At 71.3% G+C, this 24,209-nt stretch carries 20 protein-coding genes; 12 read left to right on the top strand and 8 right to left on the bottom strand.

What is annotated here, in order from left to right:
- Nucleotides 1–50: 50 nt before the first annotated feature.
- Genes ABZ898_RS08585 through ABZ898_RS08575 form a run of 3 tightly spaced genes read right to left on the bottom strand, consistent with a single transcriptional unit; the run spans nucleotide 51 to nucleotide 4,230 of the window.
- A complete protein-coding gene (locus ABZ898_RS08585) occupies nucleotides 51–1,736 on the bottom strand; it encodes a thiamine pyrophosphate-binding protein (protein WP_361654359.1) in 1,686 nt (561 codons plus the stop codon).
- Nucleotides 1,737–1,741: 5 nt separating this feature from the next.
- Entirely contained in the window at nucleotides 1,742–2,713 is a 972-nt protein-coding gene (gene speB, locus ABZ898_RS08580) for an agmatinase (protein ID WP_361654357.1), read from the bottom strand.
- Nucleotides 2,714–2,769: 56 nt separating this feature from the next.
- Nucleotides 2,770–4,230, bottom strand: coding sequence for a sodium:solute symporter (locus ABZ898_RS08575; protein ID WP_361654354.1), 1,461 nt, complete (start codon nucleotides 4,228–4,230; stop codon nucleotides 2,770–2,772).
- A 195-nt stretch (nucleotides 4,231–4,425) separates the two neighbouring features.
- Here ABZ898_RS08575 and ABZ898_RS08570 point away from each other — a divergent pair, with 195 nt between their 5' ends.
- Complete coding sequence (locus tag ABZ898_RS08570; protein ID WP_361654352.1) at nucleotides 4,426–6,021, top strand: PucR family transcriptional regulator ligand-binding domain-containing protein; 1,596 nt, start codon at nucleotides 4,426–4,428, stop codon at nucleotides 6,019–6,021.
- 70 nt (nucleotides 6,022–6,091) lie between these two features.
- Nucleotides 6,092–6,880, top strand: a complete 789-nt coding sequence (locus ABZ898_RS08565; protein WP_361654349.1) for a phosphatase — start codon at nucleotides 6,092–6,094, stop codon at nucleotides 6,878–6,880.
- A 67-nt stretch (nucleotides 6,881–6,947) separates the two neighbouring features.
- Here ABZ898_RS08565 and ABZ898_RS08560 read toward each other — a convergent pair whose 3' ends face one another.
- The 5 genes from ABZ898_RS08560 to ABZ898_RS08540 all read right to left on the bottom strand — a co-directional run bounded on the left by ABZ898_RS08560 (nucleotide 6,948) and on the right by ABZ898_RS08540 (nucleotide 11,204).
- Nucleotides 6,948–7,391 carry a hypothetical protein gene (locus ABZ898_RS08560; RefSeq protein WP_361654346.1) on the bottom strand — a complete coding sequence of 148 codons (444 nt, stop codon included), beginning with the start codon at nucleotides 7,389–7,391 and terminating at the stop codon, nucleotides 6,948–6,950.
- A gap of 426 nt (nucleotides 7,392–7,817) precedes the next feature.
- Complete coding sequence (gene tesB / locus ABZ898_RS08555) at nucleotides 7,818–8,684, bottom strand: acyl-CoA thioesterase II (protein WP_361654344.1); 867 nt, start codon at nucleotides 8,682–8,684, stop codon at nucleotides 7,818–7,820.
- A 36-nt stretch (nucleotides 8,685–8,720) separates the two neighbouring features.
- Complete coding sequence (locus ABZ898_RS08550) at nucleotides 8,721–9,878, bottom strand: acyl-CoA dehydrogenase family protein (RefSeq protein WP_361654341.1); 1,158 nt, start codon at nucleotides 9,876–9,878, stop codon at nucleotides 8,721–8,723.
- A 114-nt stretch (nucleotides 9,879–9,992) separates the two neighbouring features.
- The gene (locus ABZ898_RS08545) at nucleotides 9,993–10,568 is read right to left on the bottom strand and encodes a Uma2 family endonuclease (RefSeq protein WP_361654338.1); all 576 of its coding nucleotides are present in this window, start codon (nucleotides 10,566–10,568) and stop codon (nucleotides 9,993–9,995) included.
- A 39-nt stretch (nucleotides 10,569–10,607) separates the two neighbouring features.
- Nucleotides 10,608–11,204 (bottom strand): TetR/AcrR family transcriptional regulator, encoded by a 597-nt coding sequence (locus ABZ898_RS08540; RefSeq protein WP_361654336.1) that lies wholly within the window; start codon nucleotides 11,202–11,204, stop codon nucleotides 10,608–10,610.
- Between the two features lie 86 nt (nucleotides 11,205–11,290).
- On the opposite strand from ABZ898_RS08540, the gene ABZ898_RS08535 reads away from it, so the two are divergent.
- From ABZ898_RS08535 to ABZ898_RS08490, 10 genes are all read left to right on the top strand, one after another.
- On the top strand, nucleotides 11,291–12,907 hold the full coding sequence (locus ABZ898_RS08535; RefSeq protein ID WP_361654333.1) for a carboxyl transferase domain-containing protein: 1,617 nt from the start codon (nucleotides 11,291–11,293) through the stop codon (nucleotides 12,905–12,907).
- 17 nt (nucleotides 12,908–12,924) lie between these two features.
- Nucleotides 12,925–14,859, top strand: a complete 1,935-nt coding sequence (locus ABZ898_RS08530; RefSeq protein WP_361654331.1) for an acetyl-CoA carboxylase biotin carboxylase subunit — start codon at nucleotides 12,925–12,927, stop codon at nucleotides 14,857–14,859.
- Nucleotides 14,860–15,810: a hydroxymethylglutaryl-CoA lyase gene (locus ABZ898_RS08525; protein WP_361654329.1), complete on the top strand. Its 951-nt coding sequence runs from the start codon at nucleotides 14,860–14,862 to the stop codon at nucleotides 15,808–15,810.
- Between the two features lie 5 nt (nucleotides 15,811–15,815).
- Nucleotides 15,816–16,976, top strand: coding sequence for an acyl-CoA dehydrogenase family protein (locus tag ABZ898_RS08520; RefSeq protein WP_361654326.1), 1,161 nt, complete (start codon nucleotides 15,816–15,818; stop codon nucleotides 16,974–16,976).
- Nucleotides 16,977–17,094: 118 nt separating this feature from the next.
- On the top strand, nucleotides 17,095–18,138 hold the full coding sequence (locus ABZ898_RS08515) for an ABC transporter substrate-binding protein (RefSeq protein WP_361654323.1): 1,044 nt from the start codon (nucleotides 17,095–17,097) through the stop codon (nucleotides 18,136–18,138).
- A 40-nt stretch (nucleotides 18,139–18,178) separates the two neighbouring features.
- A complete protein-coding gene (locus ABZ898_RS08510; RefSeq protein WP_361654321.1) occupies nucleotides 18,179–19,024 on the top strand; it encodes a siderophore-interacting protein in 846 nt (281 codons plus the stop codon).
- Between the two features lie 132 nt (nucleotides 19,025–19,156).
- Nucleotides 19,157–20,599 (top strand): lysine decarboxylase DesA, encoded by a 1,443-nt coding sequence (gene desA, locus ABZ898_RS08505; RefSeq protein WP_361654318.1) that lies wholly within the window; start codon nucleotides 19,157–19,159, stop codon nucleotides 20,597–20,599.
- Nucleotides 20,583–21,857 carry a SidA/IucD/PvdA family monooxygenase gene (locus ABZ898_RS08500; protein WP_361654316.1) on the top strand — a complete coding sequence of 425 codons (1,275 nt, stop codon included), beginning with the start codon at nucleotides 20,583–20,585 and terminating at the stop codon, nucleotides 21,855–21,857. Before desA ends, ABZ898_RS08500 begins: the two co-directional genes overlap by 17 nt.
- On the top strand, nucleotides 21,854–22,384 hold the full coding sequence (locus tag ABZ898_RS08495) for a GNAT family N-acetyltransferase (RefSeq protein ID WP_361654313.1): 531 nt from the start codon (nucleotides 21,854–21,856) through the stop codon (nucleotides 22,382–22,384). The genes ABZ898_RS08500 and ABZ898_RS08495 overlap by 4 nt, the downstream gene beginning before the upstream one ends.
- Nucleotides 22,381–24,150 carry an IucA/IucC family siderophore biosynthesis protein gene (locus tag ABZ898_RS08490; RefSeq protein ID WP_361654310.1) on the top strand — a complete coding sequence of 590 codons (1,770 nt, stop codon included), beginning with the start codon at nucleotides 22,381–22,383 and terminating at the stop codon, nucleotides 24,148–24,150. Before ABZ898_RS08495 ends, ABZ898_RS08490 begins: the two co-directional genes overlap by 4 nt.
- Nucleotides 24,151–24,209 lie beyond the last annotated feature (59 nt).

Below are 24,209 nucleotides of genomic sequence, written 5' to 3'. Positions count from 1 at the left end.
GGGGAGTTCACCACCGTCTCGTGCCGGGCGCGGCCGGGGTGTGACGCAGCTCAGTCCAGGTGGGTCGGGGCGAACATCCGCAGCAGCGCCGGGAGTACGACCACCGAGGGGCCGGGTGAGGCCAGGGCCTTGGACAGGTCCGCCTCCAGGGTCTCCGGGGACGTCCGCACGCCCGGCACCCCGAAGGACTCCGCGAGCGCGACGTAGTCCGGGCGGGTCAGTTCCGTGGCCGTGGCCTGGCCGAAGGCGTCCGTCATGTACTCGCGGAGGATGCCGTAGCCGCCGTCGTCCACGATGAGCCAGGTGACGGGGAGGTCGTACTGCCTCGCCGTCGCCAGCTCCGCGATGGAGTACAGCGCGCCGCCGTCACCGGACACCGCGAGGACCGGGCGGGCCGGGTCGGCCGCCGCCGCGCCGAGGGCCGCCGGGAAGCCGTAGCCGAGGCCGCCCGCGCCCTGGGCCGAGTGCATGGTGTTGGAGCCGCGCGGGTCGAAGGCGGACCAGGCCCAGTAGGCGAGGATCGTCATGTCCCAGAAGGACGGGGAGCCGGCGGGCAGGGCGCGGCGCACCGAGGCCAGGACGTCCTGTTCCAGGGTGAGTTCCTGGCCGGCGATCCGGTCCGCGACGCGGGTGAGCACATCCCGGACCCGGTCCGGCGCCGTCTCGTCCGTCCGCTCCTGCACCGTCTCCAGCAGGGCCTGGAGGGCGAGGCGGGCGTCCGCGTGGATGCCGAGCGCCGGGTGGTTGGACTCCAGCTTGCCGAGGTCCGCCTCGATCTGGATCACGCGGCCGCGCGGCTTGAACGTGTGGTAGTTCGAGGAGAGTTCACCGAGCCCCGAGCCGACGACCAGCAGGACGTCCGCGTCCTCCAGGAGGTCGGTCATGTGCCGGTCCTCCAGCCAGGACTGGAGGGACAGCGGGTGCTCCCAGGGGAAGGCGCCCTTGCCGCCGAAGGTGGTCACCACGGGGGCGTCCAGCTTCTCCGCGAGCTGCCGCAGCTTGCCCGAGGCGTCCGACCGTACGACTCCCCCGCCCGCGATGACCGCCGGGCGCTCGGCGTTGGACAGCAGGTCGGCCGCCACCGCCGTGAGTTCGACGCGCGGGGGCAGGTCCTCCGGGAGCGCGTCCGGGGCCGTCACCACCGGGAGGGAGGTCTGGGCGAGGAGCACGTCCTGCGGGATCTCCACCCACACCGGTCCGTGCGGGGCGGTGAGCGCGGAGCGCCACGCCTCCGCGATCGCCGACGGGATCTGCGACTGGGTGCGGACCGTGTGAACCGACTTCACCACGCCCCGGAACGACGCCGACTGATCGGGGAGTTCGTGCAGATAACCGTGCCGGCCACCGCCCAGCCCGGCGGTGGGGATCTGGCTGCTGATCGCCAGGACGGGCGCCGACGCCGACGCCGCCTCCTGGAGCGCGGCCAGCGAGGTCAGCGCGCCCGGTCCGGTGGAGAGCAGCAGCGGCGCCGCCTCCCCCGTGATCCGGCCGTACGCGTCCGCCGCGAAGCCCGCGTTGTTCTCCACGCGCAGGCCGACGTACCGCAGCGAGGAGCGGCGCAGCGCGTCGAACATGCCGAGGGCGTGCTGGCCGGGCAGGCCGAAGACGGTCGTCGCGCCCAGCCCGGCCAGGGTCTCCACGACCAGGTCGCCCCCGTTGCGGCCGGACGGTGGGTTCAGGGCCGCCTCGGTCTGCGCCTCGGTCGGCCGGAGTACCAGGTCGTGGTCGTGCGTCACTGTGCTTACGCGTCCTTCCGGGCCGCCGCGATCTGACGGCTCATGATGGTGGTGAGTTCGTAGGCCGTGTGGGAGGCCGCGACCGACGTGATCTCGGCGTGGTCGTAGGCCGGGGCGACCTCGACCACGTCGGCCGAGACCAGGTTGCAGGAGGCGAGGCCGCGCAGGATCTCCAGCAGCTCGCGGGATGTCATGCCGCCCGCCTCGGGGGTGCCGGTGCCGGGGGCGTGGGCGGGGTCGAGGCAGTCGATGTCGATGGAGATGTAGAGCGGGCGGTCCCCGATGCGCTGGCGCAGCTGGTCGGCGACCTCGTCGGCGCCCCGGCGGTAGACGTCCGCCGAGGTGACGATGCCGAAGCCCATCTTCTCGTCGTCGGTGAGGTCCTGCTTGCCGTACAGCGGGCCGCGGGTGCCGACGTGGGAGAGCGCCTCGGTGTCGAGGATGCCCTCCTCCACCGCCCGGCGGAACGGGGTGCCGTGGGTGTACTCGGCGCCGAAGTAGGTGTCCCAGGTGTCGAGGTGCGCGTCGAAGTGGAGCAGCGCCACCGGGCCGTGCTTCCTGGCGACCGAGCGCAGCAGCGGCAGCGCGATGGTGTGGTCGCCGCCCAGCGTCATCAGGCGGGCGCCGGTGCCGAGCAGGTCGTCGGCGGCGGCCTCGATGGTGTCGACGGCCTCGTTGATGTTGAACGGGTTCACCGCGATGTCGCCGCCGTCCGCGACCTGCGCGAGGGCGAAGGGGGAGGCGTCCTGGGCGGGGTTGTACGGGCGCAGCAGCCGGGACGCCTCGCGGATGGCGTTGCCGCCGAAGCGGGCGCCCGGCCGGTAGGAGACGCCCGAGTCGAACGGCACGCCGACCACGGCGACGTCGGCGCGGCCGACCTCGTCCAGGCGGGGCAGCCGGGCGAAGGTCGCGGGGCCCGCGTAGCGCGGGACGCGGGAGGAGTCGACGGGCCCGCGGGGCGTCTCGGTGCTGCTCATCGTGAAATGCCTTCTTCCTTGCGCTTCGTCGCGCATGTACTGCTTTCCGTACGACTCTACTGGTGAGCCGGGACCGGTTCGGACGGGAGTTCGGGGGACTTCCCGGCGAGGCGGTCGCGCCAGACGGCGAGGACCTTCTCGTCGGTGGGCTTCGTGGCCAGGGAGACCGCGACGTAGGCGGCGAGGGAGGCGAGCAGGCCGTAGTAGACGGGCTCGTTGGCGAGGATGCCGTACCCGGCCATCAGGGCGATCACCGCGAGGCCGCCGACGATCACCGAGGCGAGCGCGCCCTGCACGGTGCCGCGCTTCCACAGCAGGCCGCCGAGGATCGGCACGAGCAGTCCGCCGACCAGGAGGTTGTAGGCGACGGTGAGCGCCTCGACCACGTTGTTCAGGGCGATGGCGGTGCCGATCACCGCGAGGCCCATGATCAGGATGAAGGCCCGGTTGCCCTTCACCTCGTCGTGCTCCTCGCCGCCGGGCCGCACCAGCCCCCGCAGCCGGGACCAGATGTCGTTGTTGGCGACGGTCGCGCAGGCGATCAGCGCGCCGGAGGAGGTCGACATCACGGCGGCGAGAGCGGCGGCAAGCACCAGGCCCCGGACGCCGATGGGGAGTTCGTCCTTGACGATGGTGGCGAAGGCGTCGTCCGGGCTGGAGAGCTTGGGGTAGAGCACCTTGGCGGCGGTGCCGATCACCGCGCCGGCGACGGCGTAGACCAGGCAGTAGGTGCCCGCCACCGTGCCGCCCCACTTGGCGGTGCGGTCGTCGCGGGCGGTGAACACGCGCTGCCAGATGTCCTGGCCGATCAGCATGCCGAAGGTGTAGATCAGCACGTAGGTGAAGATCGTCTCGCCGCCGATGCCCAGCGGGTCGAAGTACGAGGTCGGCAGCTTCGCCTTCATCTCCGAGAAGCCGCCCGCCTTGACCACGGCGATGGGCAGCAGCAGGAGCAGCACACCGATGGTCTTGACCACGAACTGCACCATGTCGGTGAGCGTGATCGACCACATGCCGCCGAGGGTGGAGTACGCGACGACGATCGAGCCGCCGAGAATGATCGCCAGGGTGCGGTTCATGTCGAACAGCACGTCGAAGATCGTGGCGTAGGCGATGGTCGAGGTGACCGCGAGCATCAGGGTGTACGCCCACATGACCACGCCGGAGATGACCCCGGCCCGGCCGCCGTAGCGCAGGTCCAGCATCTCGGAGACGGTGTAGACCTTCAGCCGGGCGATGCGGGCCGAGAAGAACACCGACAGGGCGAGCAGCCCGAGGCCGATGGTGAAGACCATCCAGGCGCCGGAGAGGCCGTACTTGTAGCCGAGGCCGACTCCGCCGATGGTGGACGCGCCGCCGAGCACGATGGCGGCCATGGTGCCGGAGTACATGGCCGGGCCCAGTCTGCGGCCGGCCACCAGGAACTCGCTCTTCGACTTGGCGCGGCGCATGCCCCACCAGCCCATGGCCAGCATCCCGACGAGATAGACGACGATCACGGTGTAGTCGACGGCCATGGGCTGGGGCCCTCCTTCGCGCGCTGTTCCGGTGGCGTGTCGTGCGGTGGCATGGGGGTTTCGACGGCAGCGGTTCGCGGGGACATCCGCCCGTACCCGCGGCTGCCGTTCCGCTAGACACTAGGTGGCCGGAAAGCGACTGCGAAGTGTACGTTTCATCCATATGAACGGGGCTGGCAGGAGGATGTGCACACCATGTCTGAGCCGATCGCGCCGGCCGTCCCGCCGACCCCGCCGGTCGCCCTCTCCGCGCTGCTGGCCCGCGAGGACCTCGGCCTGCGCCAGATCGCCGGTCCCCCGGCCTCGGGCACCGTCATCCACTGGGCGCACACCTCGGAGATGGCCGACCCCTACCCCTATCTGCTGGGCGGCGAGCTACTGCTGACGGCCGGGGTGCACGTGCCGGAGGCGGCGGGGACCGGGGGCTACTTCGAGGACTACGTGTCCCGGATCGTCGCCGCGGGCGGCGCGGCCCTCGGCTTCGGCCTGGCCCCGGTGCACGACACGGTGCCGCGCGCGCTGGTCGCGGCCTGCGAGGCGTACGGGCTTCCCCTGATCGAGGTGCCGCCCCGGACCACGTTCTCCGGGGTCGCCCGCGCGGTGTGGCAGCTCATGGCGCAGGCCCGCCTCGCCGAACTGCGCCGCGTCACCGAGGCTCAGCAGAGCCTGGCGGCCGCGGCCTCCCGCCCCGACCCCGTCCCCTCGGTCCTGCGCCAGCTCGCCCAGCGGCTCTCCGGACACGCCCTGCTCTACGGGCCCGACGGCACGGTGGTCGCGGGCGCGGGCCGCGCTCCCGAGTCCGGCACCCGGGAGGCGCTGCGGAAGCTAACGGCGGTGGTACGGCCGGGCGGCACCGAGCGCGACGCGGGTCCGGCCGGTCCGCCCGCCGACCGCGGGCACGACGAGCACCCGCCGGCCCCGGCCGCGCCGCACATCCCCGGCGAGGGGCACACCGGCTCCCCGCACACCGGCTCCCCCACCCCCGCCTCGGCCGCCGACAGCCTCGGTGACACCCAGCTCGCCGCCTACGCGCTCGGCGGCGGCAGCGGTTTCGTGCTCGGCGTGGCCACCCGGCGGCGCGAGACGGCGGACCACACCATCGCCTCCGTCGCGGCCGTGCTCCTCTCCCTGCTGACCGGCGAGCACCAGAGCGGGGCGGGCGCGGCACGCTCCTCGGCGCTGGTCCGGCTGCTGCTGGGCGCGGCCCCGGCGGACGTGGCCGCGCTGCTGGGGGACGGCGGGCGCTGGCTCGTCGTGCACGCCCGCCCGGAGAACGGTCTGCCGGACCCCGTGGGCGCCGCCGCGCTCGGCGCGGCGCTCGGCTCGCCCCTGATCGACCTGGCCCGTGACGTCGTACGGGTCCTCGTGCCCGGTGAGCGCGAGCCGGCCGCGCAGCCGGGGTGGACGCTCGGCGTCGGCGCCCCCGCAGACCCGGCCGACTGGCCGTCGGCCGACGCGCAGGCCGCCCGCGCGCTGGCCCGCGCCCGCGCCACCCGCACGTCGCTGGTGCGGCACGGCGCCCGGCCCGGCCTGACGGATCTGGTGCCGCGCGCGCAGGCCCAGGAGCACGCGCGCACACTGCTGGCACCGCTGGCCGCGGGCCCGGCACTGACCGAGACCCTGCGCACCTGGCTGTCCCTGCACGGCAGTTGGGACCGCACGGCAGTGGCGCTGGACGTGCACCGCAACACCGTGCGCCAGCGCATCAGCCGCTGCGCGGCCCTCCTGGACACGGATCTGGACGATCCGGACGTCCGCATGGAGCTGTGGTTCGCCCTCCGTCAGGAGTAGGCGCACAAGATCCACCGGAAGAGGGGCGTCCCGGAGACGGAGGATCGTTCGCTGCCCCACAATGGGGGGCATGCCGATATCCGGGACGCCCAGCCGTGCTCAGCTCGTCGACCATCTGGTGAGGTCGCGTATCGCGGGGGACGTCGCCACGCCCCGCGAGAACAACCTCTCCCACTACCGCAGGCTGGCCAACGGCGACCGGCACTTCTGGCTCGGTCTGGAGCTGGGCGACAGGTGGACCGACGAGCAGGACGTGCTCGCGGTGATGGCCGAGCGGGTCGGCGTGAACGACGACGCCGAGCACCGGTACGGCCAGGACACCATCGACCCGGAGCTGACCGTGGCCGCGCTGGAGCGCCTCGCGCAGCGGCTGCGCAAGGCGGCCGAGGACCGGCAGCGGGTGCTGTTCGCCACCGGTCATCCCGGCGGTCTGCTGGACGTGCACCGGGCCACCGCCGCCGCGCTGCGCGCCGCGGGCTGCGAGATCGTCGTCATCCCGGAGCGGCTGCAGACCGACGAGGGGTACGTCATGCAGTTCGCGGACGTGGCCGTGCTGGAGCACGGCGCGACCCTGTGGCACACCCACTCCGGGGAGCCGATGCGCGCCATCCTGACCGGGCTCGAGCGCGAGGGCCGCGAGCTGCCCGACCTCGTCGTGGCCGACCACGGCTGGGCCGGGTACGCGGCGCAGCACGGAGTCGACGCGGCCGGGTACGCCGACTGCAACGACCCGGCGCTGTTCCTCGCCGAGGCCGAGGGCACCCTCCAGGTGGCGGTGCCGCTCGACGACCACGTGGTCAGCCCCCGCTACTACGACCCGATGACGGCGTATCTGCTCGATCAGGCCGGCCTGGTCTGAGCCCGTCCGGAACGCGGTGTGCGACCCCGCTCAGGGGGCCGCACATCGCGTTCAGGTTGCGGTGTTCCTATCGGCCGCCGCCTCCGTGGCCGCCGCCTCCGTGGCCGCCGCCACCGTGACCGCCGCCGCCGTGACCGCCGCCGCCGTGGCCGCCGCCACCCCAGCCGCCGCCGCCGTGGCCGCCGCCCCAGCCGCCGCCGTGGCCGTAGCCACCGTTGTGGTGACCGTTGCCCCAGCCGTTACCCCAGCCGTAGCCCCAGTCGTTGTCCCAGTAGTTGTTGTACCGGTTGTGGTGACGGCCGTAGCCGTAGTCGTCGTTCCACCAGCCGCGGTCGTTGCCCCACCTGTTGTGGTGACCGCCGCGGTAGTCCCTGTCGTACGAGCTGTAGGAGCTGTGGTGGCCGTTGGGGGTCGCCGAAGCGGTGCCCGCGGCGCCTATCGCGGCTCCTCCGGCCAGCAGCAGACCGGTTGCGGAAAGGGCGACAAGGCGCCTCGCGCGCTGTGATCGCATGGGAAAGTACCTTCCATCTCCATCGTCTCTCGCTGTCCCGATCTGGGCACGAGGTGGATGGCCGTCACCGCGAAGACTGAAGATTGCGGCACGGTCTTCAGGTGTCACCGCAGTGTGCTGACCGGCACGATCGTGCTCCGTCGACGCCTGCGAACCACCCGGACGCGATCACGCGATCAGGTGCTGCGGCTGAGGTTCCCGGGAAATGCGGACACCTCGTCGCCGGGCATGCCGTGTGCTGCGGCTTTCACTCATAGAGCCTAGTCCCGGATGCGTCGCGCGTCCTGTTGAGCGGTGTACCGAGTGACGGGCCCTCTCAGCCGCCACCCGCACGGCGCGCACCCCCTGGCAACCGACAGCCGCGAGGGGGTGACGAGGGTCCGGGACGACGGGTCAATTCCCGTGCCGGGCAGCGGACATGACGCCTCAGCGGGGGACGCGGACCACGCCCTCCTGGACGACGGAGATGGCCAGCGCGCCGTCCCGCGTGTAGATCCGGGCCTGGCCCAGGCCCCGGCCGCCGTGCGCGGAGGGTGACTCCTGGTCGTACAGCAGCCACTCGTCGGCGCGGAAGGGGCGGTGGAACCACATCGCGTGGTCCAGGGAGGCCCCCACGACGTCCCCGACGGCCCAGCCGCCGCGCCCGTGGGCGAGCAGCACCGAGTCCAGCAGGGTCATGTCGGAGACGTAGGTGGCGAGGACGACGTGCAGCAGCGGATCGTCGTCGAGCTTGCCGTTGGCCCGGAACCAGACCTGGCTGTGCGGCTCCCGCGGGACGCCGAACTCGCCGTACGGCGGCTCGTCCACGTACCGCAGGTCGATCGCCTCGCGCGCCTCCAGGAAGCGCTCCACGATCTCGGGGTCGAGGTGGGCGTAGCCGCGCAGGCGCTCCTGCGAGGTGGGCAGGGTGGCCGGGTCGGGCGCCGGGGGCATGGGCGCCTGGTGGTCCAGGCCGTCCTCCTCGCTCTGGAAGGACGCCGAGAGGTGGAAGATCGGCTTGCCGTGCTGGACGGCGACCACGCGGCGGGTGGTGAAGGAGCGGCCGTCGCGGATGCGGTCGACGTTGTAGACGATCGGCGCGCCGGGGTCGCCGATGCGCAGGAAGTACGCGTGCAGTGAGTGGGCGGCGCGGTCGGCGGGGACCGTGCGCCCGGCGGCGACCAGTGCCTGCGCGGCGACCTGCCCGCCGAAGACGCGGGGGACGACGGCGGAACGGGACTGGCCGCGGTAGATGTCCTCCTCGATCCGCTCGAGGTCGAGCAGATCGAGGAGGTCCTGAAGTGCCTGGCTCATGTCGTGTAGTTGTACCGGCCAGTGATTGCGGGGACCTTACAGACCCATGTCCTTGGCGATGATCGACTTCATGATCTCGCTGGTGCCGCCGTAGATGCGGTTGACGCGGTTGTCCGCGTACAGGCGGGCGATCGGGTACTCGTTCATGTAGCCGTAGCCGCCGTGCAGCTGGAGGCAGCGGTCGATCACGCGGTGCGCGACCTCGGTGCAGAACAGCTTGGCGGAGGCGGCCTCGGCGGGGGTCAGCTCGCCGGCGTCCAGCGCCTCGGTCGCGCGGTCGGCGACGGCCTCGGCGGCGTCCACCTCGGCCTGGCAGGCGGCCAGCTCGAACTTGGTGTTCTGGAAGTGGGCGACCGGCTTGCCGAAGACCGTGCGGTCCTGGACGTAACTCTTGGCGAAGCGGACGGCTGCCTTGGCCTGGGCGTAGGCGCCGAAGGCGATGCCCCAGCGCTCGGAGGCCAGGTTGTGACCGAGGTAGGAGAAGCCCTTGTTCTCCTCGCCGAGCAGGTCCTCGACGGGGACCTTGACGTCCACGAAGGCGAGTTCGGCGGTGTCGGAGGTCTTCAGGCCGAGCTTGTCCAGCTTGCGGCCGACCGAGTAGCCCTCGGACTTGGTGTCCACGGCGAAGAGGGAGATGCCGAACCGGCGGTCGTCCTCCTTCGGCGCGGAGGTGCGGGCGCAGACGATGACCTTGTCGGCGTGCACACCGCCGGTGATGAAGGTCTTGGCGCCGTTGAGGACGTAGTGCGTGCCGTCCTCGGAGAGCTTGGCGGTGGTCTTCATGCCCGCGAGGTCCGAGCCGGTGCCGGGCTCGGTCATCGCGATGGCCCACATCTCCTCGCCGGTGACGAACTTCGGCAGGAAGCGCTTCTTCTGCTCGTCCGTGGCCAGCATCTTGATGTAGGGGAGGGCGAGCAGCACGTGCACGCCGGAGCCGCCGAACTGGACGCCCGCGCGGGAGGTCTCCTCGTAGAGGACGGCCTCGAACTTGTGGCTGTCCAGGCCCGCGCCGCCGAACTCCTCGGGCACGTTGATGCCGAAGATGCCCAGCTCACCGAGCTTGTGGTAGAAGTCCCGCGGCGCCTGGCCGGCCGCGAACCACTCGTCGTAGACCGGAACGACCTCGGCCTCGATGAAGGCCCGGATGGTCTCCCGGAACGCCTCGTGATCCTCGTTGAAAACCGTACGGCGCACGCCGCCACCTCCACGTACCTCGGCATGACACAGGGCATGTCTAAGCGCTTGCTCAACCGAAGGTACCGGCGAGTACGTTCACCCGTCCAGGGTGAGCTTCCCCACCCTCGACCGTCAGCTCCCGGCCTTGCCGTACCGCTTGAAGTCGGCGGTGTCGATCAGCCAGGGGCCGAAGGGGACGGTGTCGCCGAAGATGTACGCGTCCTTGCGGGCGTAGCGGCCCTTGCAGGGGTCGGAGTGGGCCTCGATCGTGCCGGTGCGAGGGTCGACGATCAGGCAGTGGGCGATGCCCATGGCGGGATACTCCGCCAGCTTCTCGACGTAGTCATTGGCCGGGTTCAACGGAGACACGATCTCGATGACCGCCAGCACCTGGGTGGCGTCAACCGCGATGCCCTCCTCGTCCAGGGCTGCATCCGGAATGACCAAGGCGTCCGGGCGGCGCATGCGGCCCATCGCCGGGTGCTCGATCTCGGGGCCGTTCTCGCAGCTGTAGCCCGGGTGAGTGGTGGGCAACTGCCTGTTGAGCTGGTTGCGGATGCGACTGACCGTGCCCTCATGACGCTTCGACGGGCACATCATGGCCAGTATCGGGCCGGACGGACCGATCTCGACGCTCCAGGCTCCTTCGAGCCGCTCGGCGTAGGCGCCGAGCTCCTCGGCGATCGCGCGCATCTTCGCGTAGTCCATGCGGTCAGCGTACTGAGATGCCTCCTGCTGCGGGCCCGTTCAAGACCCGGCCGCCGCGAACGCCCCCCGTGCCATCCGGTGCAGCAGGGTCGCCGTCGTCGCCCGGCCCGGGAGGGTGCCTGCTCGGCCGAGGTGGGGGGTGGAATTGAGGAGGCCGAAGACCGAGTGGACCGCGGAGCGGGCCGCGGGTTCGGTCAGGGCGGGGTGGGCCTCGCGGACGACGCCGACCCAGAGTTCGACGTACTGGCGCTGGAGCTGGCGGACCAGCTTGCGGTCGCTGTCGCGCAGGCGGTCCAGCTCGCGGTCGTGGAGGGTGATCAGGGGGCGGTCGTCAAGGGCGAAGTCGATGTGGCCCTCGATGAGGGAGTCCAGCACCTCGGAGGCGCCGGCGTGGCCGTCCGTCTCCGCCAGGCGGCGGCGCGCGCCGGTCAGGAGCTGGCCGCTGATGCCGACCAGCAGCTCCGCGAGCATCGCGTCCTTGCCGGGGAAGTGCCGGTAGAGGCCGGGGCCGCTGATGCCGACCGCCGCCCCTATCTCGTCCACGCCGACGCCGTGGAAGCCGCGCTCGGCGAAGAGGCGGGCCGCCTCCTTGAGGATCTGCTGCCGCCGGGTCGGGGCGTCGGTTCTGGTGGCCATGCGGTTCATTCTAGACAGGGAGGTTAGCGGTCGTTAACCTGAAGGAAATGCGTTAACGCTCATTAACAAGGTGAGGGGTTCGCAGGATGCACGAGGCACCGGAGCTGACGAGCGCGGCAGACCCCGCGTCGGAGGCCTGGCGGGCCAATGAACAGGCCCATCTCGCCCTGGGCGAGGAGCTGCGCGCCAAGCTGGCGTCGGCGGCCCTCGGCGGCGGGGAGAAGGCGCGCGCCCGGCACACCGCGCGCGGCAAGCTGCTGCCGAGGGACCGGGTGGACGCCCTGCTCGATCCCGGCTCCCCCTTCCTGGAGCTGGCCCCCCTCGCGGCCGACCAGATGTACGACGGACAGGCCCCGGCGGCGGGGGTGATCGCCGGGATCGGCCGGGTCAGCGGCCGCGAGTGCGTGATCGTCGCCAACGACGCGACCGTCAAGGGCGGCACGTACTACCCGATGACGGTGAAGAAGCACCTGCGCGCCCAGGAGGTGGCCCTCGACAACCGCCTGCCGTGCGTCTACCTGGTGGACTCCGGCGGCGCCTTCCTGCCCATGCAGGACGAGGTCTTCCCCGACCGCGACCACTTCGGCCGCATCTTCTACAACCAGGCCCGCATGTCCGCGGCCGGCATCCCGCAGATCGCGGCCGTCCTCGGCTCCTGCACGGCCGGCGGCGCCTACGTCCCGGCGATGAGCGACGAGGCGGTGATCGTCCGCGACCAGGGCACGATCTTCCTCGGCGGCCCCCCGCTGGTGAAGGCCGCCACCGGCGAGGTCGTCACGGCCGAGGAGCTGGGCGGCGGCGAGGTGCACTCCCGTGTCTCCGGCGTCACCGACCACCTCGCGGAGGACGACGCGCACGCGCTGAGGATCGTGCGGAACATCGTCGCCACCCTGCCCGCCCGCAAGGACGCCCCCTGGGAGGTGACCCAGGCCGTCGAGCCGAAGGTCGACCCCTTCGGGCTGTACGGCGCGGTCCCGGTCGACTCCCGCACCCCCTACGACGTCCGGGAGATCATCGCCCGCGTGGTGGACGGCTCGCGGTTCAGCGAGTTCAAGTCCGAGTTCGGCCAGACCCTGGTCACCGGCTTCGCCCGCATCCACGGCCACCCGGTCGGCATCGTCGCCAACAACGGCATCCTCTTCTCCGAGTCCGCCCAGAAGGGCGCGCACTTCATCGAGCTGTGCGACCAGCGCGGCATCCCGCTCGTCTTCCTCCAGAACATCTCCGGCTTCATGGTCGGCAAGGACTACGAGGCGGGCGGCATCGCCAAGCACGGCGCCAAGATGGTCACCGCCGTCGCCTGCACCCGCGTGCCCAAGCTGACGGTCGTCGTCGGCGGCTCCTACGGCGCGGGCAACTACTCGATGTGCGGCCGCGCCTACTCCCCCCGCTTTATGTGGATGTGGCCCGGCGCCAAGATCTCCGTCATGGGCGGCGAACAGGCCGCCTCGGTGCTCGCCACCGTCAAGCGGGACCAGATGGAGGCACGCGGCGAGGACTGGCCCGCCGAGGACGAGGACGCCTTCAAGGCCCCGATCCGCGCGCAGTACGAGGACCAGGGCAGTGCCTACTACGCCACCGCCCGCCTCTGGGACGACGGCGTGATCGACCCGCTCCAGACCCGTCAGGTGCTCGGACTCGCCCTGACCGCCTGTGCCAACGCGCCGCTGGGAGAGCCCCGGTTCGGCGTCTTCCGGATGTGAGAGGGAGGGGAACTTCCGTGTTCGACACAGTGCTGGTCGCCAACCGGGGCGAGATCGCCGTACGGGTCATCCGTACGCTCCGTGCGCTCGGCGTGCGCTCGGTGGCGGTCTTCTCCGACGCCGACGCCGACGCGCGGCACGTCCGGGAGGCCGACACGGCCGTCCGGATCGGCCCGGCCCCGGCCTCGGAGAGCTATCTGTCGGTGGAGCGGCTGCTCGACGCCGCCGCCCGCAGCGGCGCCCAGGCCGTCCACCCCGGCTACGGCTTCCTCGCCGAGAACGCCGGCTTCGCGCGCGCCTGCGAGGAGGCGGGGCTCGTCTTCATCGGCCCCTCGGCCGACGCCATCGCCCTGATGGGCGACAAGATCCGCGCCAAGGAGACGGTGGCGGCGTACGGGGTGCCGGTCGTGCCGGGCTCCAGCGGCAGCGGACTGACCGACGCCCAACTGGCCGACGCGGCCCGGGAGATCGGCACCCCTGTGCTGCTCAAGCCCTCGGCGGGCGGCGGCGGCAAGGGCATGCGTCTCGTGCGGGACGTCTCCGCCCTGGAGGAGGAGATCGCGGCCGCCCGCCGCGAGGCCCGCGCCTCCTTCGGCGACGACACCCTGCTGGTGGAGCGGTGGATCGACCGCCCCCGGCACATCGAGATCCAGGTGCTGGCCGACGGCCACGGCAACGTGGTCCACCTCGGCGAGCGCGAGTGCTCGCTCCAGCGGCGCCACCAGAAGATCATCGAGGAGGCGCCGAGCGTCCTGCTGGACGAGGCGACGCGCGCCGCGATGGGCGAGGCGGCCGCGCAGGCGGCCCGCTCGTGCGGCTACCGGGGCGCGGGCACGGTGGAGTTCATCGTGCCCGGCAACGACCCGTCCTCGTACTACTTCATGGAGATGAACACCCGTCTCCAGGTGGAGCACCCGGTCACGGAACTCGTCACCGGTCTCGACCTGGTCGAGTGGCAGCTCCGGGTCGCCGCCGGTGAGCCGCTGGGCTTCGCCCAGGAGGACGTCACGCTGACCGGGCACGCGGTGGAGGCCCGCATCTGCGCGGAGGACCCCTCCCGCGGCTTCCTCCCCTCGGGCGGCACGGTCCAGCTGCTGGCCGAGCCCCAGGGCGACGGCGTACGCACCGACTCCGGGCTCAGCGAGGGCACCGAGGTCGGCAGCCTGTACGACCCGATGCTGTCCAAGGTGATCGCCTACGGCCCCGACCGCGCGACCGCCCTGCGCAGGCTCCGCGCGGCCCTCGCGGAGACGGCCACCCTGGGCGTCCCCACCAACGCGGGCTTCCTGCGCCGGCTGCTGGCGCACCCCGCGGTGGTCGCGGGCGAGCTGGACACCGGGCTGGTGGAGCGCGCGGTGGACGACCTGATCCCCGACGGGGTGCCGGAGGAGGTCTACGAGGCGGCGGCGGCCGTCCGCCTGGAGGAGCTGCGCCCCACGGGCGGCGGCTGGGTGGACCCCTTCTCGGTGCCGGACGGCTGGCGGCTGAGCGGGACGCCGAAGCCGGTGTCGTTCCCCCTGCGCGTGCCCGGGGAGGAGCCGGTGGCCCACGCCCTGCGCGGCACCGGCGCCCATGTCACGCCCGACACGGTGAGCGTCACCCTGGACGGTGTCCGCCACACCTTCCGCCGCGCCGCCGACTGGCTCGGGCGGGACGGTGACGCCTGGCAGGTGCGGGACCACGACCCGGTCGCCGCCTCACTGAGCCGCACCGCGCACGCGGGCGCCGACTCGCTGACCGCGCCCATGCCGGGCACGGTGACGGTGGTGAAGGTGGCCGTGGGCGACGAGGTCGAGGCCGGGCAGAGCCTGCTGGTGGTGGAGGCGATGAAGATGGAGCACGTCGTCTCCGCCCCGCACGCGGGCACGGTCGCCGAACTCGACGTGACCCCCGGCACCACGGTCGCCATGGACCAGGTGCTGGCCGTCATCGCGCCGAAGGAGGAGGCTTAGATGAGCGCCCTGCCCATGACCGTCCCCGAGCCCGGCCTGCCCGCGCGGGTCCGCATCCACGAGGTGGGCGCGCGGGACGGGCTGCAGAACGAGCAGACGGCCGTACCGACCAAGGTGAAGGCGGAGTTCATCCGCCGCCTGCGCGAGGCGGGCCTGACCACCATCGAGGCGACCAGCTTCGTACACCCCAAGTGGGTGCCCCAACTGGCCGACGCCGAGGAGCTGTTCCCGCAGGTCTCCGACGTGGACGCCGAACTCCCCGTGCTGGTCCCCAACCAGCGCGGCCTGGACCGGGCGCTGGCGCTCGGGGCGCGCCGGATCGCGGTGTTCGCCAGCGCGACGGAGTCCTTCGCCAAGGCCAACCTCAACCGCACGGTGGACGAGTCGCTGGCCGTGTTCGAGCCGGTGGTGCGGCAGGCCAAGGACGCGGGCGCCCATGTCCGCGGCTATGTGTCCATGTGCTTCGGCGACCCCTGGGAGGGCGCGGTACCGCTCCCCCAGGTGGTCCGGGTGTGCGCGGCCCTGAGGGACATGGGCTGCGACGAACTGAGCCTCGGCGACACCATCGGCGTGGCCACACCGGGCCAGGTCCGCGCCCTGCTCACCCTGCTGAACGAGGCGGGCCTGCCCACGGCCGGACTGGGTGTCCACTTCCACGACACCTACGGCCAGGCGCTCGCCAACACCTACGCGGCCCTCCAGCACGGCGTCACCACGGTCGACGCCTCCGCGGGCGGCCTCGGCGGCTGCCCGTACGCCAAGTCCGCCACCGGCAACCTCGCCACCGAGGACCTGGTGTGGATGCTGCGCGGCCTCGGCATCGAGACCGGCGTCGACCTCGGCCTGCTGACCGCCACCAGCGTCTGGATGGCCGGGCAGCTGGGCCGCCCGAGCCCCTCCCGCACCGTCCGCGCCCTCGGCCCCACGACCCAGCCCGACAAGGACCAGTGATCAGCATGGACCACCGCCTCAGCCCCGAGCTGGAGGAACTCCGCCGCACGGTGGAGGAGTTCGCACACGACGTCGTGGCGCCGAAGATCGGCGACTTCTACGAGCGGCACGAGTTCCCGTACGAGATCGTCCGCGAGATGGGCCGCATGGGCCTGTTCGGGCTGCCGTTCCCGGAGGAGTACGGCGGGATGGGCGGCGACTACCTGGCGCTGGGCATCGCGCTGGAGGAGCTGGCCCGGGTGGACTCCTCGGTGGCCATCACCCTGGAGGCGGGCGTCTCGCTCGGCGCCATGCCCCTCCACCTGTTCGGCACCGAGGAGCAGAAGGCCGAGTGGCTTCCCCGGCTGTGCTCGGGCGAGATCCTGGGCGCGTTCGGCCTGACCGAGCCCGACGGCGGCTCGGACGCGGGCGCGACCCGGACCACGGCCCGCCTGGACCCGGACACGGACGAATGGGTCATCAACGGCACCAAGTGCTTCATCACCAACTCCGGCACGGACATCACCGGCCTGGTGACGGTCACCGCGGTCACCGGCCGCAAGCCGGACGGCAAGCCGCTGATCTCCTCGATCATCGTGCCCTCGGGCACCCCGGGCTTCACGGTGGCCGCCCCCTATTCCAAGGTCGGCTGGAACGCCTCCGACACCCGTGAACTCTCCTTCCAGGACGTCCGGGTGCCCGCCGCCAACCTGCTCGGCGAGGAGGGCCGCGGCTACGCCCAGTTCCTGCGCATCCTGGACGAGGGCCGCATCGCCATCGCCGCGCTGGGCACCGGGCTCGCGCAGGGCTGCGTGGACGAGTCGGTGCGCTACGCCAAGGAGCGGCAGGCGTTCGGCCGGCCGATCGGCGCCAACCAGGCCATCCAGTTCAAGCTGGCCGACATGGAGATGAAGGCGCACACCGCCCGGCTCGCGTGGCGGGACGCGGCGGCCCGGCTGGTGGCGGGCGAGCCGTTCAAGAAGGAGGCGGCCATCGCCAAGCTGTACTCCTCCACGGTCGCCGTGGACAACGCCCGTGACGCCACCCAGATCCACGGCGGGTACGGCTTCATGAACGAGTACCCGGTGGCCCGCATGTGGCGGGACTCCAAGATCCTGGAAATCGGCGAGGGCACGAGTGAGGTCCAACGCATGCTGATCGCACGGGAGTTGGGCCTGACCGGCTGACCTCGGCGAACCTGTCGACAGGGGCGGGCGCCCCAGCCCTGGACATACAGCAAGGTTAGGCTAACCTTGCTGCGAATTGGTCAGGCGGTGTCCGCCCCGGTCGAAAGCAGTCATACCCATGTCCCACACCCGTGCCACCCACCTCACTCGCCGCGGCATCCTGGCCGCGGGCGGCGCCCTCGGTCTCGGCGCCGCGCTCGCCGCCTGCGGCGGTGACAAGGGCACGAGTGGCTCCGAGGGGCAGGCGAAGCCCGGCAAGTCCGGCGCGTGGAGCTTCAAGGACGACCGGAACAAGACCGTGAAGCTGGACGCGGTCCCCACGAAGATCGTCGCCTTCACCGGTGTCGCCGCCGCGCTGTACGACTACGGCATCGAGGTCAAGGGCGTCTTCGGCCCGACGAAGACCAAGGACGGCAAGGCCGACGTCCAGGCCGGCGACATGGACGTCAGCAAGCTGACCGTCTTCGGCAACGTCTTCAACCAGTTCAACGTCGAGCAGTACGCGGCCTTCGCCCCCGAGGTCCTCATCAGCACGACCTTCGACCCCAAGGGCACCCTCTGGTACGTGCCGCTGGAGTCCGCCGCGAAGATCGCCAAGCTGGCCCCGAGCGTCGCCGTCTCGGTCTACGACCGCCCGCTCACCGGCCCGCTCCAGCGCATGTGGGAGCTGGCCGAGTCCCTCGGCGCCGACACCAGGTCCGCCAAGGTCACCGACGCCAAGAAGCGCTTCGAGGCGGCCGCGGCCCGGCTGCGCAAGGCCGCCAAGTCCCGCCCCGAGATCAGGGTGATGGCCGGCTCGGCCGCGCAGGACGCGTTCTACGTCTCCGGCACCAACCTCTCGGCGGACCTGGAGTACTTCAAGTCCCTCGGCGTGAACTTCGTCGAGCCCTCGGAGTCGGCCAAGAAGTCCACCGGCGGCTGGTTCGAGACGCTGAGCTGGGAGAACGTCGACAAGTACCCGGCCGACGTCATCATGATGGACGACCGGTCCGTGGCCCTGCAGCCCGCCGACATCACCAAGGCCACCTGGAAGAAGCTGCCCGCCGTCAAGGCCGGCCAGGTCATCCCCCGCTCCTCCGAGCCGATCCTGTCCTACGACAAGTGCGCGCCGCTGCTGGAGAACCTCGCCAAGGCCATCGAGACGGCCAAGAAGGTCGGCTGACCCCTGCCAGTACCCCCTTCCTGACGTTCAGGAGCTTCGCATGACGACGGCCGTAGCCGCCCCGTTCCGTTTCTTCGCCCTCTCGGTGGCCCGGACGAGGCGGCTCGGTCCGTCTCTGCTCCGCGTCACCTTCACCGGCCCCGAGCTGGCCGGGTTCCACTCCCTGGGCCGCGACCAGTCCCTTTCCCTGTTCCTGCCGCAGCCGGGTCAGAGCGAACCCGCGGTCCCGCTGGAACTGGGCGACGACTGGTGGCACGGCTGGCGCGAACTCCCGGACGACGTACGGGCGGTGATGCGCTCGTACACCCTGCGGGCGCTGCGCCGGGACCCGGACGAGATCGACATCGACTTCGCGCTGCACGGCACCGAGCCCGGCGCCCCGGTCCCGGCCGGGCCCGCCTCCCGCTGGGCGGCCGGTGCCGCGGCCGGCGACCGGGTGCTGCTGCTCGGCCCGGCGATCGCCGACAACCGGGCCGTCCGCTTCCGGCCGCCCGATGACACCGACCTGATCGTGATGTGGGGCGACGAGACCGCCGTACCGGCCGCGACCGCCGCGCTGGAGTCGCTGCCCGCCTCCGCCCGCGTGCGCGCCTGGCTGGAGGTGCCGCACGCCGGGGACATCCAGGACGTGCGGACCGCGGCGGACGCCCGCATCACCTGGCTGGTACGGCACCAGGGCGCCCCCTCGGCCGTGGAGGCCCTGCGCGCCGCCCAACTGCCCGCGCACACGAACCCGTACGTCTGGCTCGCGGGCGAGTCCGGACAGGTCCGCGAGCTGCGGCGGCACTTCGTCGGCGAGCGCGGCACCGACCGGCGGCGCGTCACCTTCGTCGGCTACTGGCGGCGGGGGCTGACGGAGGAGCAGTTGCGCGCGAGCGGCGCGTAGTCCGCGGACCCCCGAGAGTGACGGCCGTCACGGGAGGGGTGTGATCAAAGAACGGTGACTTAGGTTAGGCTTACCTAAGTTGAAGCCGCGGAAACTTCACGCCCCCTCGTGTTTCCCCCGGAGGACCCCCTCATGCGCTCGCACCTGCTCAATGGCCTCACCGCGGAGTCGTACCGCCGCTCCGTGACCGAAGGAGTAGAGCGGGTGGCGGCCAAACTCGCCACCACCACAAGCCCGTTCAGCGGTGTCACCGTCGACGGCCTCGCTCCCCGCGTCGACGCCGTCGACCTCGACCGGCCGCTCGGCGACACCGCCGCCGCGCTGGACGAGCTGGAGGAGGTCTACCTCCGCGACGCCGTCTACTTCCACCACCCCCGCTACCTCGCCCACCTCAACTGCCCGGTCGTCATCCCGGCGGTGGTCGGCGAGGCGGTGCTCTCCGCGGTCAACTCCTCGCTGGACACCTGGGACCAGTCGGCCGGGGGCACGCTCATCGAGCGGAAACTGATCGACTGGACCAACGCCCGCATCGGCTTCGGACCCGCCGCCGACGGCGTGTTCACCTCCGGCGGCAGCCAGTCCAACCTCCAGGCGCTGCTGCTGGCACGCGAGGAGGCGAAGGCCGAGTCGTACGGGCAACTGCGCATCTTCACCTCCGAGGTCAGCCACTTCAGCGTGAAGAAGTCCGCCAAACTCCTCGGCCTCGGCCCGGACGCGGTCGTCGTGATCCCGGTCGACCACGAGAAGCGGATGCACACCGTCGCGCTCGCCCACGAGCTGGAGCGCTGCGTCCAGGACGGACTCGTCCCGATGGCCGTCGTCGCCACCGCGGGCACCACCGACTTCGGCTCCATCGACCCGCTCCCCGAAATCGCGGAACTCTGCGCGCGGTTCGGGACGTGGATGCACGTGGACGCCGCCTACGGCTGCGGACTCCTCACCTCGCTCAAGCACCGCGACCGCATCGACGGCATCGAGCGCGCCGACTCCGTCACCGTCGACTACCACAAGTCCTTCTTCCAGCCGGTGAGTTCCTCTGCCGTGCTGGTCCGGGACGCGGCCACCCTGCGGCACGCCACCTACCACGCGGACTATCTCAACCCCCGCCGCATGGTGCAGGAACGCATCCCCAACCAGGTCGACAAGTCCCTGCAGACCACCCGTCGCTTCGACGCGCTCAAGCTGTGGATGACGCTGCGCGTGATGGGCGCCGACGGCATCGGCGAACTCTTCGACGAGGTCTGCGACCTGGCCGAGGAGGGCTGGCGCCTGCTCGCCGCCGACCCCCGCTACGACGTGGTCGTGGCGCCCTCGCTGTCCACCCTGGTCTTCCGCTACATCCCGGCGACCGTCACCGACCCGGCCGAGATCGACCGCGCCAACCTCTACGCCCGCAAGGCCCTGTTCGCCTCCGGCGACGCCGTGGTCGCGGGCACCAAGGTGGCGGGCCGCCACTACCTGAAGTTCACCCTGCTCAACCCCGAGACCACCGCGGCCGACATCGCCGCCGTCCTCGACCTGATCGCCGGCCACGCCGAGCAGTACCTGGGAGAGTCCCTTGACCGCGCTTCCTGAAGCCAGCCCCGTCCTCGACTTCGTGGGGATCGGCCTCGGTCCCTTCAACCTCGGCCTGGCCTGCCTCACCGAGCCCATCGAGGAGCTGACCGGCGTCTTCCTGGACTCCAAGCCCGACTTCGAGTGGCACGCCGGGATGTTCCTGGACGGCGCCCACCTCCAGACGCCGTTCATGTCGGACCTCGTCACCCTGGCCGACCCGACCTCGCCGTACTCCTTCCTCAACTACCTGAAGGAGAAAGGCCGGCTGTACTCGTTCTACATCCGGGAGAACTTCTACCCGCTGCGGGTCGAGTACGACGACTACTGCCGCTGGGCGGCCAACAAGCTGACCAGCGTCCGCTTCAGCACCACGGTCACCGAAGTCACCTTCGAGGACGGGCTGTACGCGGTGCACACCGACGCCGGTGACACCTACCGCGCCAAGCACCTGGTCCTCGGCACCGGCACCCCGCCGTACATCCCGGAAGCCTGCGAGGGCCTGGGCGGCGACTTCATCCACAACTCCCGCTACCTCGCCCACAAGGCGGAGCTGCAGAAGAAGCGCTCCATCACCCTGGTCGGCAGCGGGCAGTCGGCCGCCGAGATCTACTACGACCTCCTCAGCGAGATCGACGTCCACGGCTACCGGCTCAACTGGGTCACCCGCTCCCCGAGGTTCTTCCCGCTGGAGTACACCAAGCTCACGCTGGAGATGACCTCCCCGGAGTACGTCGACTACTTCCACGCGCTCCCCGAGGACACCCGCTACCGGATCACCGCCCAGCAGAAGGGCCTGTTCAAGGGCATCGACGGCGAGCTGATCAACGAGATCTTCGACCTGCTCTACCAGAAGAACCTCGGCGGCCCCATCCAGACCCGGCTGCTCACCAACTCCGCGCTGAACAGCGCCTCCTACGAGAACGGCACATACACCCTGTCCCTTCGCCAGGAGGAGCAGGGCAAGGACTACGAGCTGGACAGCGAGGGCCTGGTGCTGGCCACCGGCTACCAGTACCGCGAGCCGGAGTTCCTCAAGCCGGTCCGCGACCGCCTGCGCTACGACTCCCACGGCAACTTCGACCTGGCCCGCAACTACGCCATCGACGTCACCGGCCGCGGGGTCTTCCTCCAGAACGCCGGCGTCCACACCCACAGCATCACCAGCCCCGACCTGGGCATGGGTGCCTACCGCAACGCGTACATCATCCGAGAGCTGCTCGGCTCGGAGTACTACGGGGTCGAGAAGACCATCGCTTTCCAGGAGTTCGCCATATGACCTTCACGATCCGCCCGCTCGACCCCCTGAAGGACGCGAGTCTGGTGCACGGCTGGGTGACCGATCCGAAGGCCGCGTTCTGGATGATGCAGGACGCCAAGCTGGTGGACGTCGAGCGTGCCTACATGGAGATCGCCGCCGACGAGCACCACCACGCCTTCCTCGGCCTGGACGACGGGGTGCCGGTGTTCCTGATGGAGAGCTACGACCCCGCGCACCGCGAGCTGGCCGGGCTGTACGAGGCCCAGCCGGGCGACGTCGGCATGCACTTCCTGGTGCCGCCCACCGACACCCCCGTGCACGGCTTCACCCGGCGGGTCATCACCGCCGTGATGGCGCACCTGTTCACCGACCCGAGCACCCTGCGGGTCGTCGTCGAGCCCGATGTGCGCAACACCGCCGTGCACGCGCTGAACGAGGCCGTCGGGTTCGTGCCCGAGGGCGAGATAGAGAAGCCGGAGAAGCGCGCCTTGCTGAGTTTCTGCACCCGGGACCGGTTCGAGGCGGCGACGGGGGTGGCGGCATGACCCTCGCCGACTCCGTGGCCCACCTCTCCCCCGAGCGCTGGGGCCTGGCCAACCGCCTCCTGATCCGCAAGGCCATCGCCGAGTTCGCCCACGAGCGCCTGCTCACCCCCGAGGCCGAGGGCGACGCGTACGTCGTCCGCAGTGACGACAAGCTCACCTCGTACCGCTTCTCCGCCGTGCGCCGGGGCCTGGACCACTGGCAGGTGGACGCCGACTCGATCACCCGCACCCGCGAGGGCGAGGAACTCCCGCTCGCCGCGCTGGACTTCTTCATCGAGCTGAAGGAGACCCTGGGGCTCAGCGAGGAGATCCTGCCGGTCTACCTGGAGGAGATCTCCTCCACCCTCTCCGGCACCTGCTACAAGCTGACCAAGCCCCGGGTCAGCGCGAAGGAACTGGCCCGCGCCTCGTTCCAGGACATCGAGACCGGCATGACCGAGGGCCACCCCTGCTTCGTGGCCAACAACGGCCGGCTCGGCTTCGGCGTCCAGGAGTACCTGGCGTACGCGCCGGAGACGGCGAGCCCGGTGAAACTCGTCTGGCTGGCCGCGCACCGCTCGCGCGCCGCCTTCACCGCCGGCGCGGGGGTCGAGTACGAGGAGTTCTTCCGGCGCGAGCTGGGCGAGGCCACCCTGGAGCGGTTCCGGGGCGTGCTCACCGGCCAGGGTCTCGACGCGGACGACTACCTGCTGATCCCGGTCCACCCCTGGCAGTGGTGGAACAAGCTCAGCGTGACCTTCGCCGCCGAGGTGGCCCGCCGCAACCTGGTGTGCCTGGGCGAGGGCGACGACGAGTACCTGGCCCAGCAGTCCATCCGGACCTTCTTCAACCGGACGCACCCGGAGAAGAACTATGTGAAGACGGCGCTGTCCGTGCTCAACATGGGCTTCATGCGCGGCCTGTCGGCCGCGTACATGGAGGCGACCCCGGCGATCAACGACTGGCTGGCCCGGCTGATCGGGAACGACCCGGTGCTCTCCGCCACGGGTCTCACGATCATCCGCGAGCAGGCGGCCGTCGGCTACCGGCACCTGGAGTACGAGCGGGCCACCGACCGCTACTCCCCCTACCGCAAGATGCTGGCCGCCCTGTGGCGGGAGTCCCCGGTGTCCCGCCTCGCCGAGGGCGAGTCGCTGGCGACGATGGCGTCCCTGCTGCACACCGACCACGAGGGCGCCTCGTTCGCGGGCGCGCTGATCGAGCGCTCCGGCCAGGCGCCCGCCGACTGGCTGCGCGACTATCTGCGCGCCTACTACGTGCCGCTGCTGCACAGCTTCTACGCCTACGACCTGGTGTTCATGCCGCACGGCGAGAACGTCATCCTGGTGCTGGAGGACGGCAAGGTCCGGCGCGCGGTGTACAAGGACATCGCCGAGGAGATCGCCGTCATGGACCCGGACGCGGCCCTGCCGCCCGAGGTGCGGCGCATCCGGGTGGAGGTGCCCGAGGACAAGAAGCTGCTGTCGATCTTCACGGACGTCTTCGACTGCTTCTTCCGCTTCCTCGCCGCCGACCTGGCCGCGGGGGGCGTGCTCACCGAGGACGAGTTCTGGGAGACGGTCGCGGAGATCACCCGCGAGTACCAGGGGGCGAACCCCCAGCTGGCGGAGAAGTTCGAGCGGTACGACATGTTCGCGCCGGAGTTCGCGCTGTCCTGCCTGAACCGGCTCCAGCTGCGCAACAACAAGCAGATGGTGGACCTCGCCGACCCGTCCGGCGCGCTCCAGCTCATCGGCACCCTGGAGAACCCGCTCGCCGGGCGCTGAGGCGCCGTACGCAGGACCACGGGCACCCCGGAGACGGTCCTCCGGGGTGCCCGTACCCG

The organism is Streptomyces sp. NPDC046860 (assembly GCF_040645115.1).
In the GTDB taxonomy this organism is placed as follows: Bacteria; Actinomycetota; Actinomycetes; order Streptomycetales; family Streptomycetaceae; genus Streptomyces.
The sequence above is the reverse complement of the archived record's forward strand: the minus strand, read 5'-3'. Positions and strand labels throughout refer to the sequence as shown.

Bases quoted from the DNA above. Each gene is read 5' to 3' on its own strand.
- ABZ898_RS08575 (WP_361654354.1), bottom strand. From the start codon at position 4,230: ATGGCCGTCGACTACACCGTGATCGTCGTCTATCTCGTCGGGATGCTG.
- ABZ898_RS08510 (WP_361654321.1), top strand. From the start codon at position 18,179: ATGACGACGGCCGTAGCCGCCCCGTTCCGTTTCTTCGCCCTCTCGGTG.
- ABZ898_RS08535 (WP_361654333.1), top strand. From the start codon at position 11,291: ATGCACGAGGCACCGGAGCTGACGAGCGCGGCAGACCCCGCGTCGGAG.
- ABZ898_RS08515 (WP_361654323.1), top strand. From the start codon at position 17,095: ATGTCCCACACCCGTGCCACCCACCTCACTCGCCGCGGCATCCTGGCC.
- ABZ898_RS08565 (WP_361654349.1), top strand. From the start codon at position 6,092: ATGCCGATATCCGGGACGCCCAGCCGTGCTCAGCTCGTCGACCATCTG.
- ABZ898_RS08560 (WP_361654346.1), bottom strand. From the start codon at position 7,391: ATGCGATCACAGCGCGCGAGGCGCCTTGTCGCCCTTTCCGCAACCGGT.
- ABZ898_RS08495 (WP_361654313.1), top strand. From the start codon at position 21,854: ATGACCTTCACGATCCGCCCGCTCGACCCCCTGAAGGACGCGAGTCTG.
- ABZ898_RS08570 (WP_361654352.1), top strand. From the start codon at position 4,426: ATGTCTGAGCCGATCGCGCCGGCCGTCCCGCCGACCCCGCCGGTCGCC.
- ABZ898_RS08540 (WP_361654336.1), bottom strand. From the start codon at position 11,204: ATGGCCACCAGAACCGACGCCCCGACCCGGCGGCAGCAGATCCTCAAG.
- desA (WP_361654318.1), top strand. From the start codon at position 19,157: ATGCGCTCGCACCTGCTCAATGGCCTCACCGCGGAGTCGTACCGCCGC.
- ABZ898_RS08490 (WP_361654310.1), top strand. From the start codon at position 22,381: ATGACCCTCGCCGACTCCGTGGCCCACCTCTCCCCCGAGCGCTGGGGC.
- speB (WP_361654357.1), bottom strand. From the start codon at position 2,713: ATGAGCAGCACCGAGACGCCCCGCGGGCCCGTCGACTCCTCCCGCGTC.
- ABZ898_RS08545 (WP_361654338.1), bottom strand. From the start codon at position 10,568: ATGGACTACGCGAAGATGCGCGCGATCGCCGAGGAGCTCGGCGCCTAC.
- ABZ898_RS08520 (WP_361654326.1), top strand. From the start codon at position 15,816: ATGGACCACCGCCTCAGCCCCGAGCTGGAGGAACTCCGCCGCACGGTG.
- tesB (WP_361654344.1), bottom strand. From the start codon at position 8,684: ATGAGCCAGGCACTTCAGGACCTCCTCGATCTGCTCGACCTCGAGCGG.
- ABZ898_RS08525 (WP_361654329.1), top strand. From the start codon at position 14,860: ATGAGCGCCCTGCCCATGACCGTCCCCGAGCCCGGCCTGCCCGCGCGG.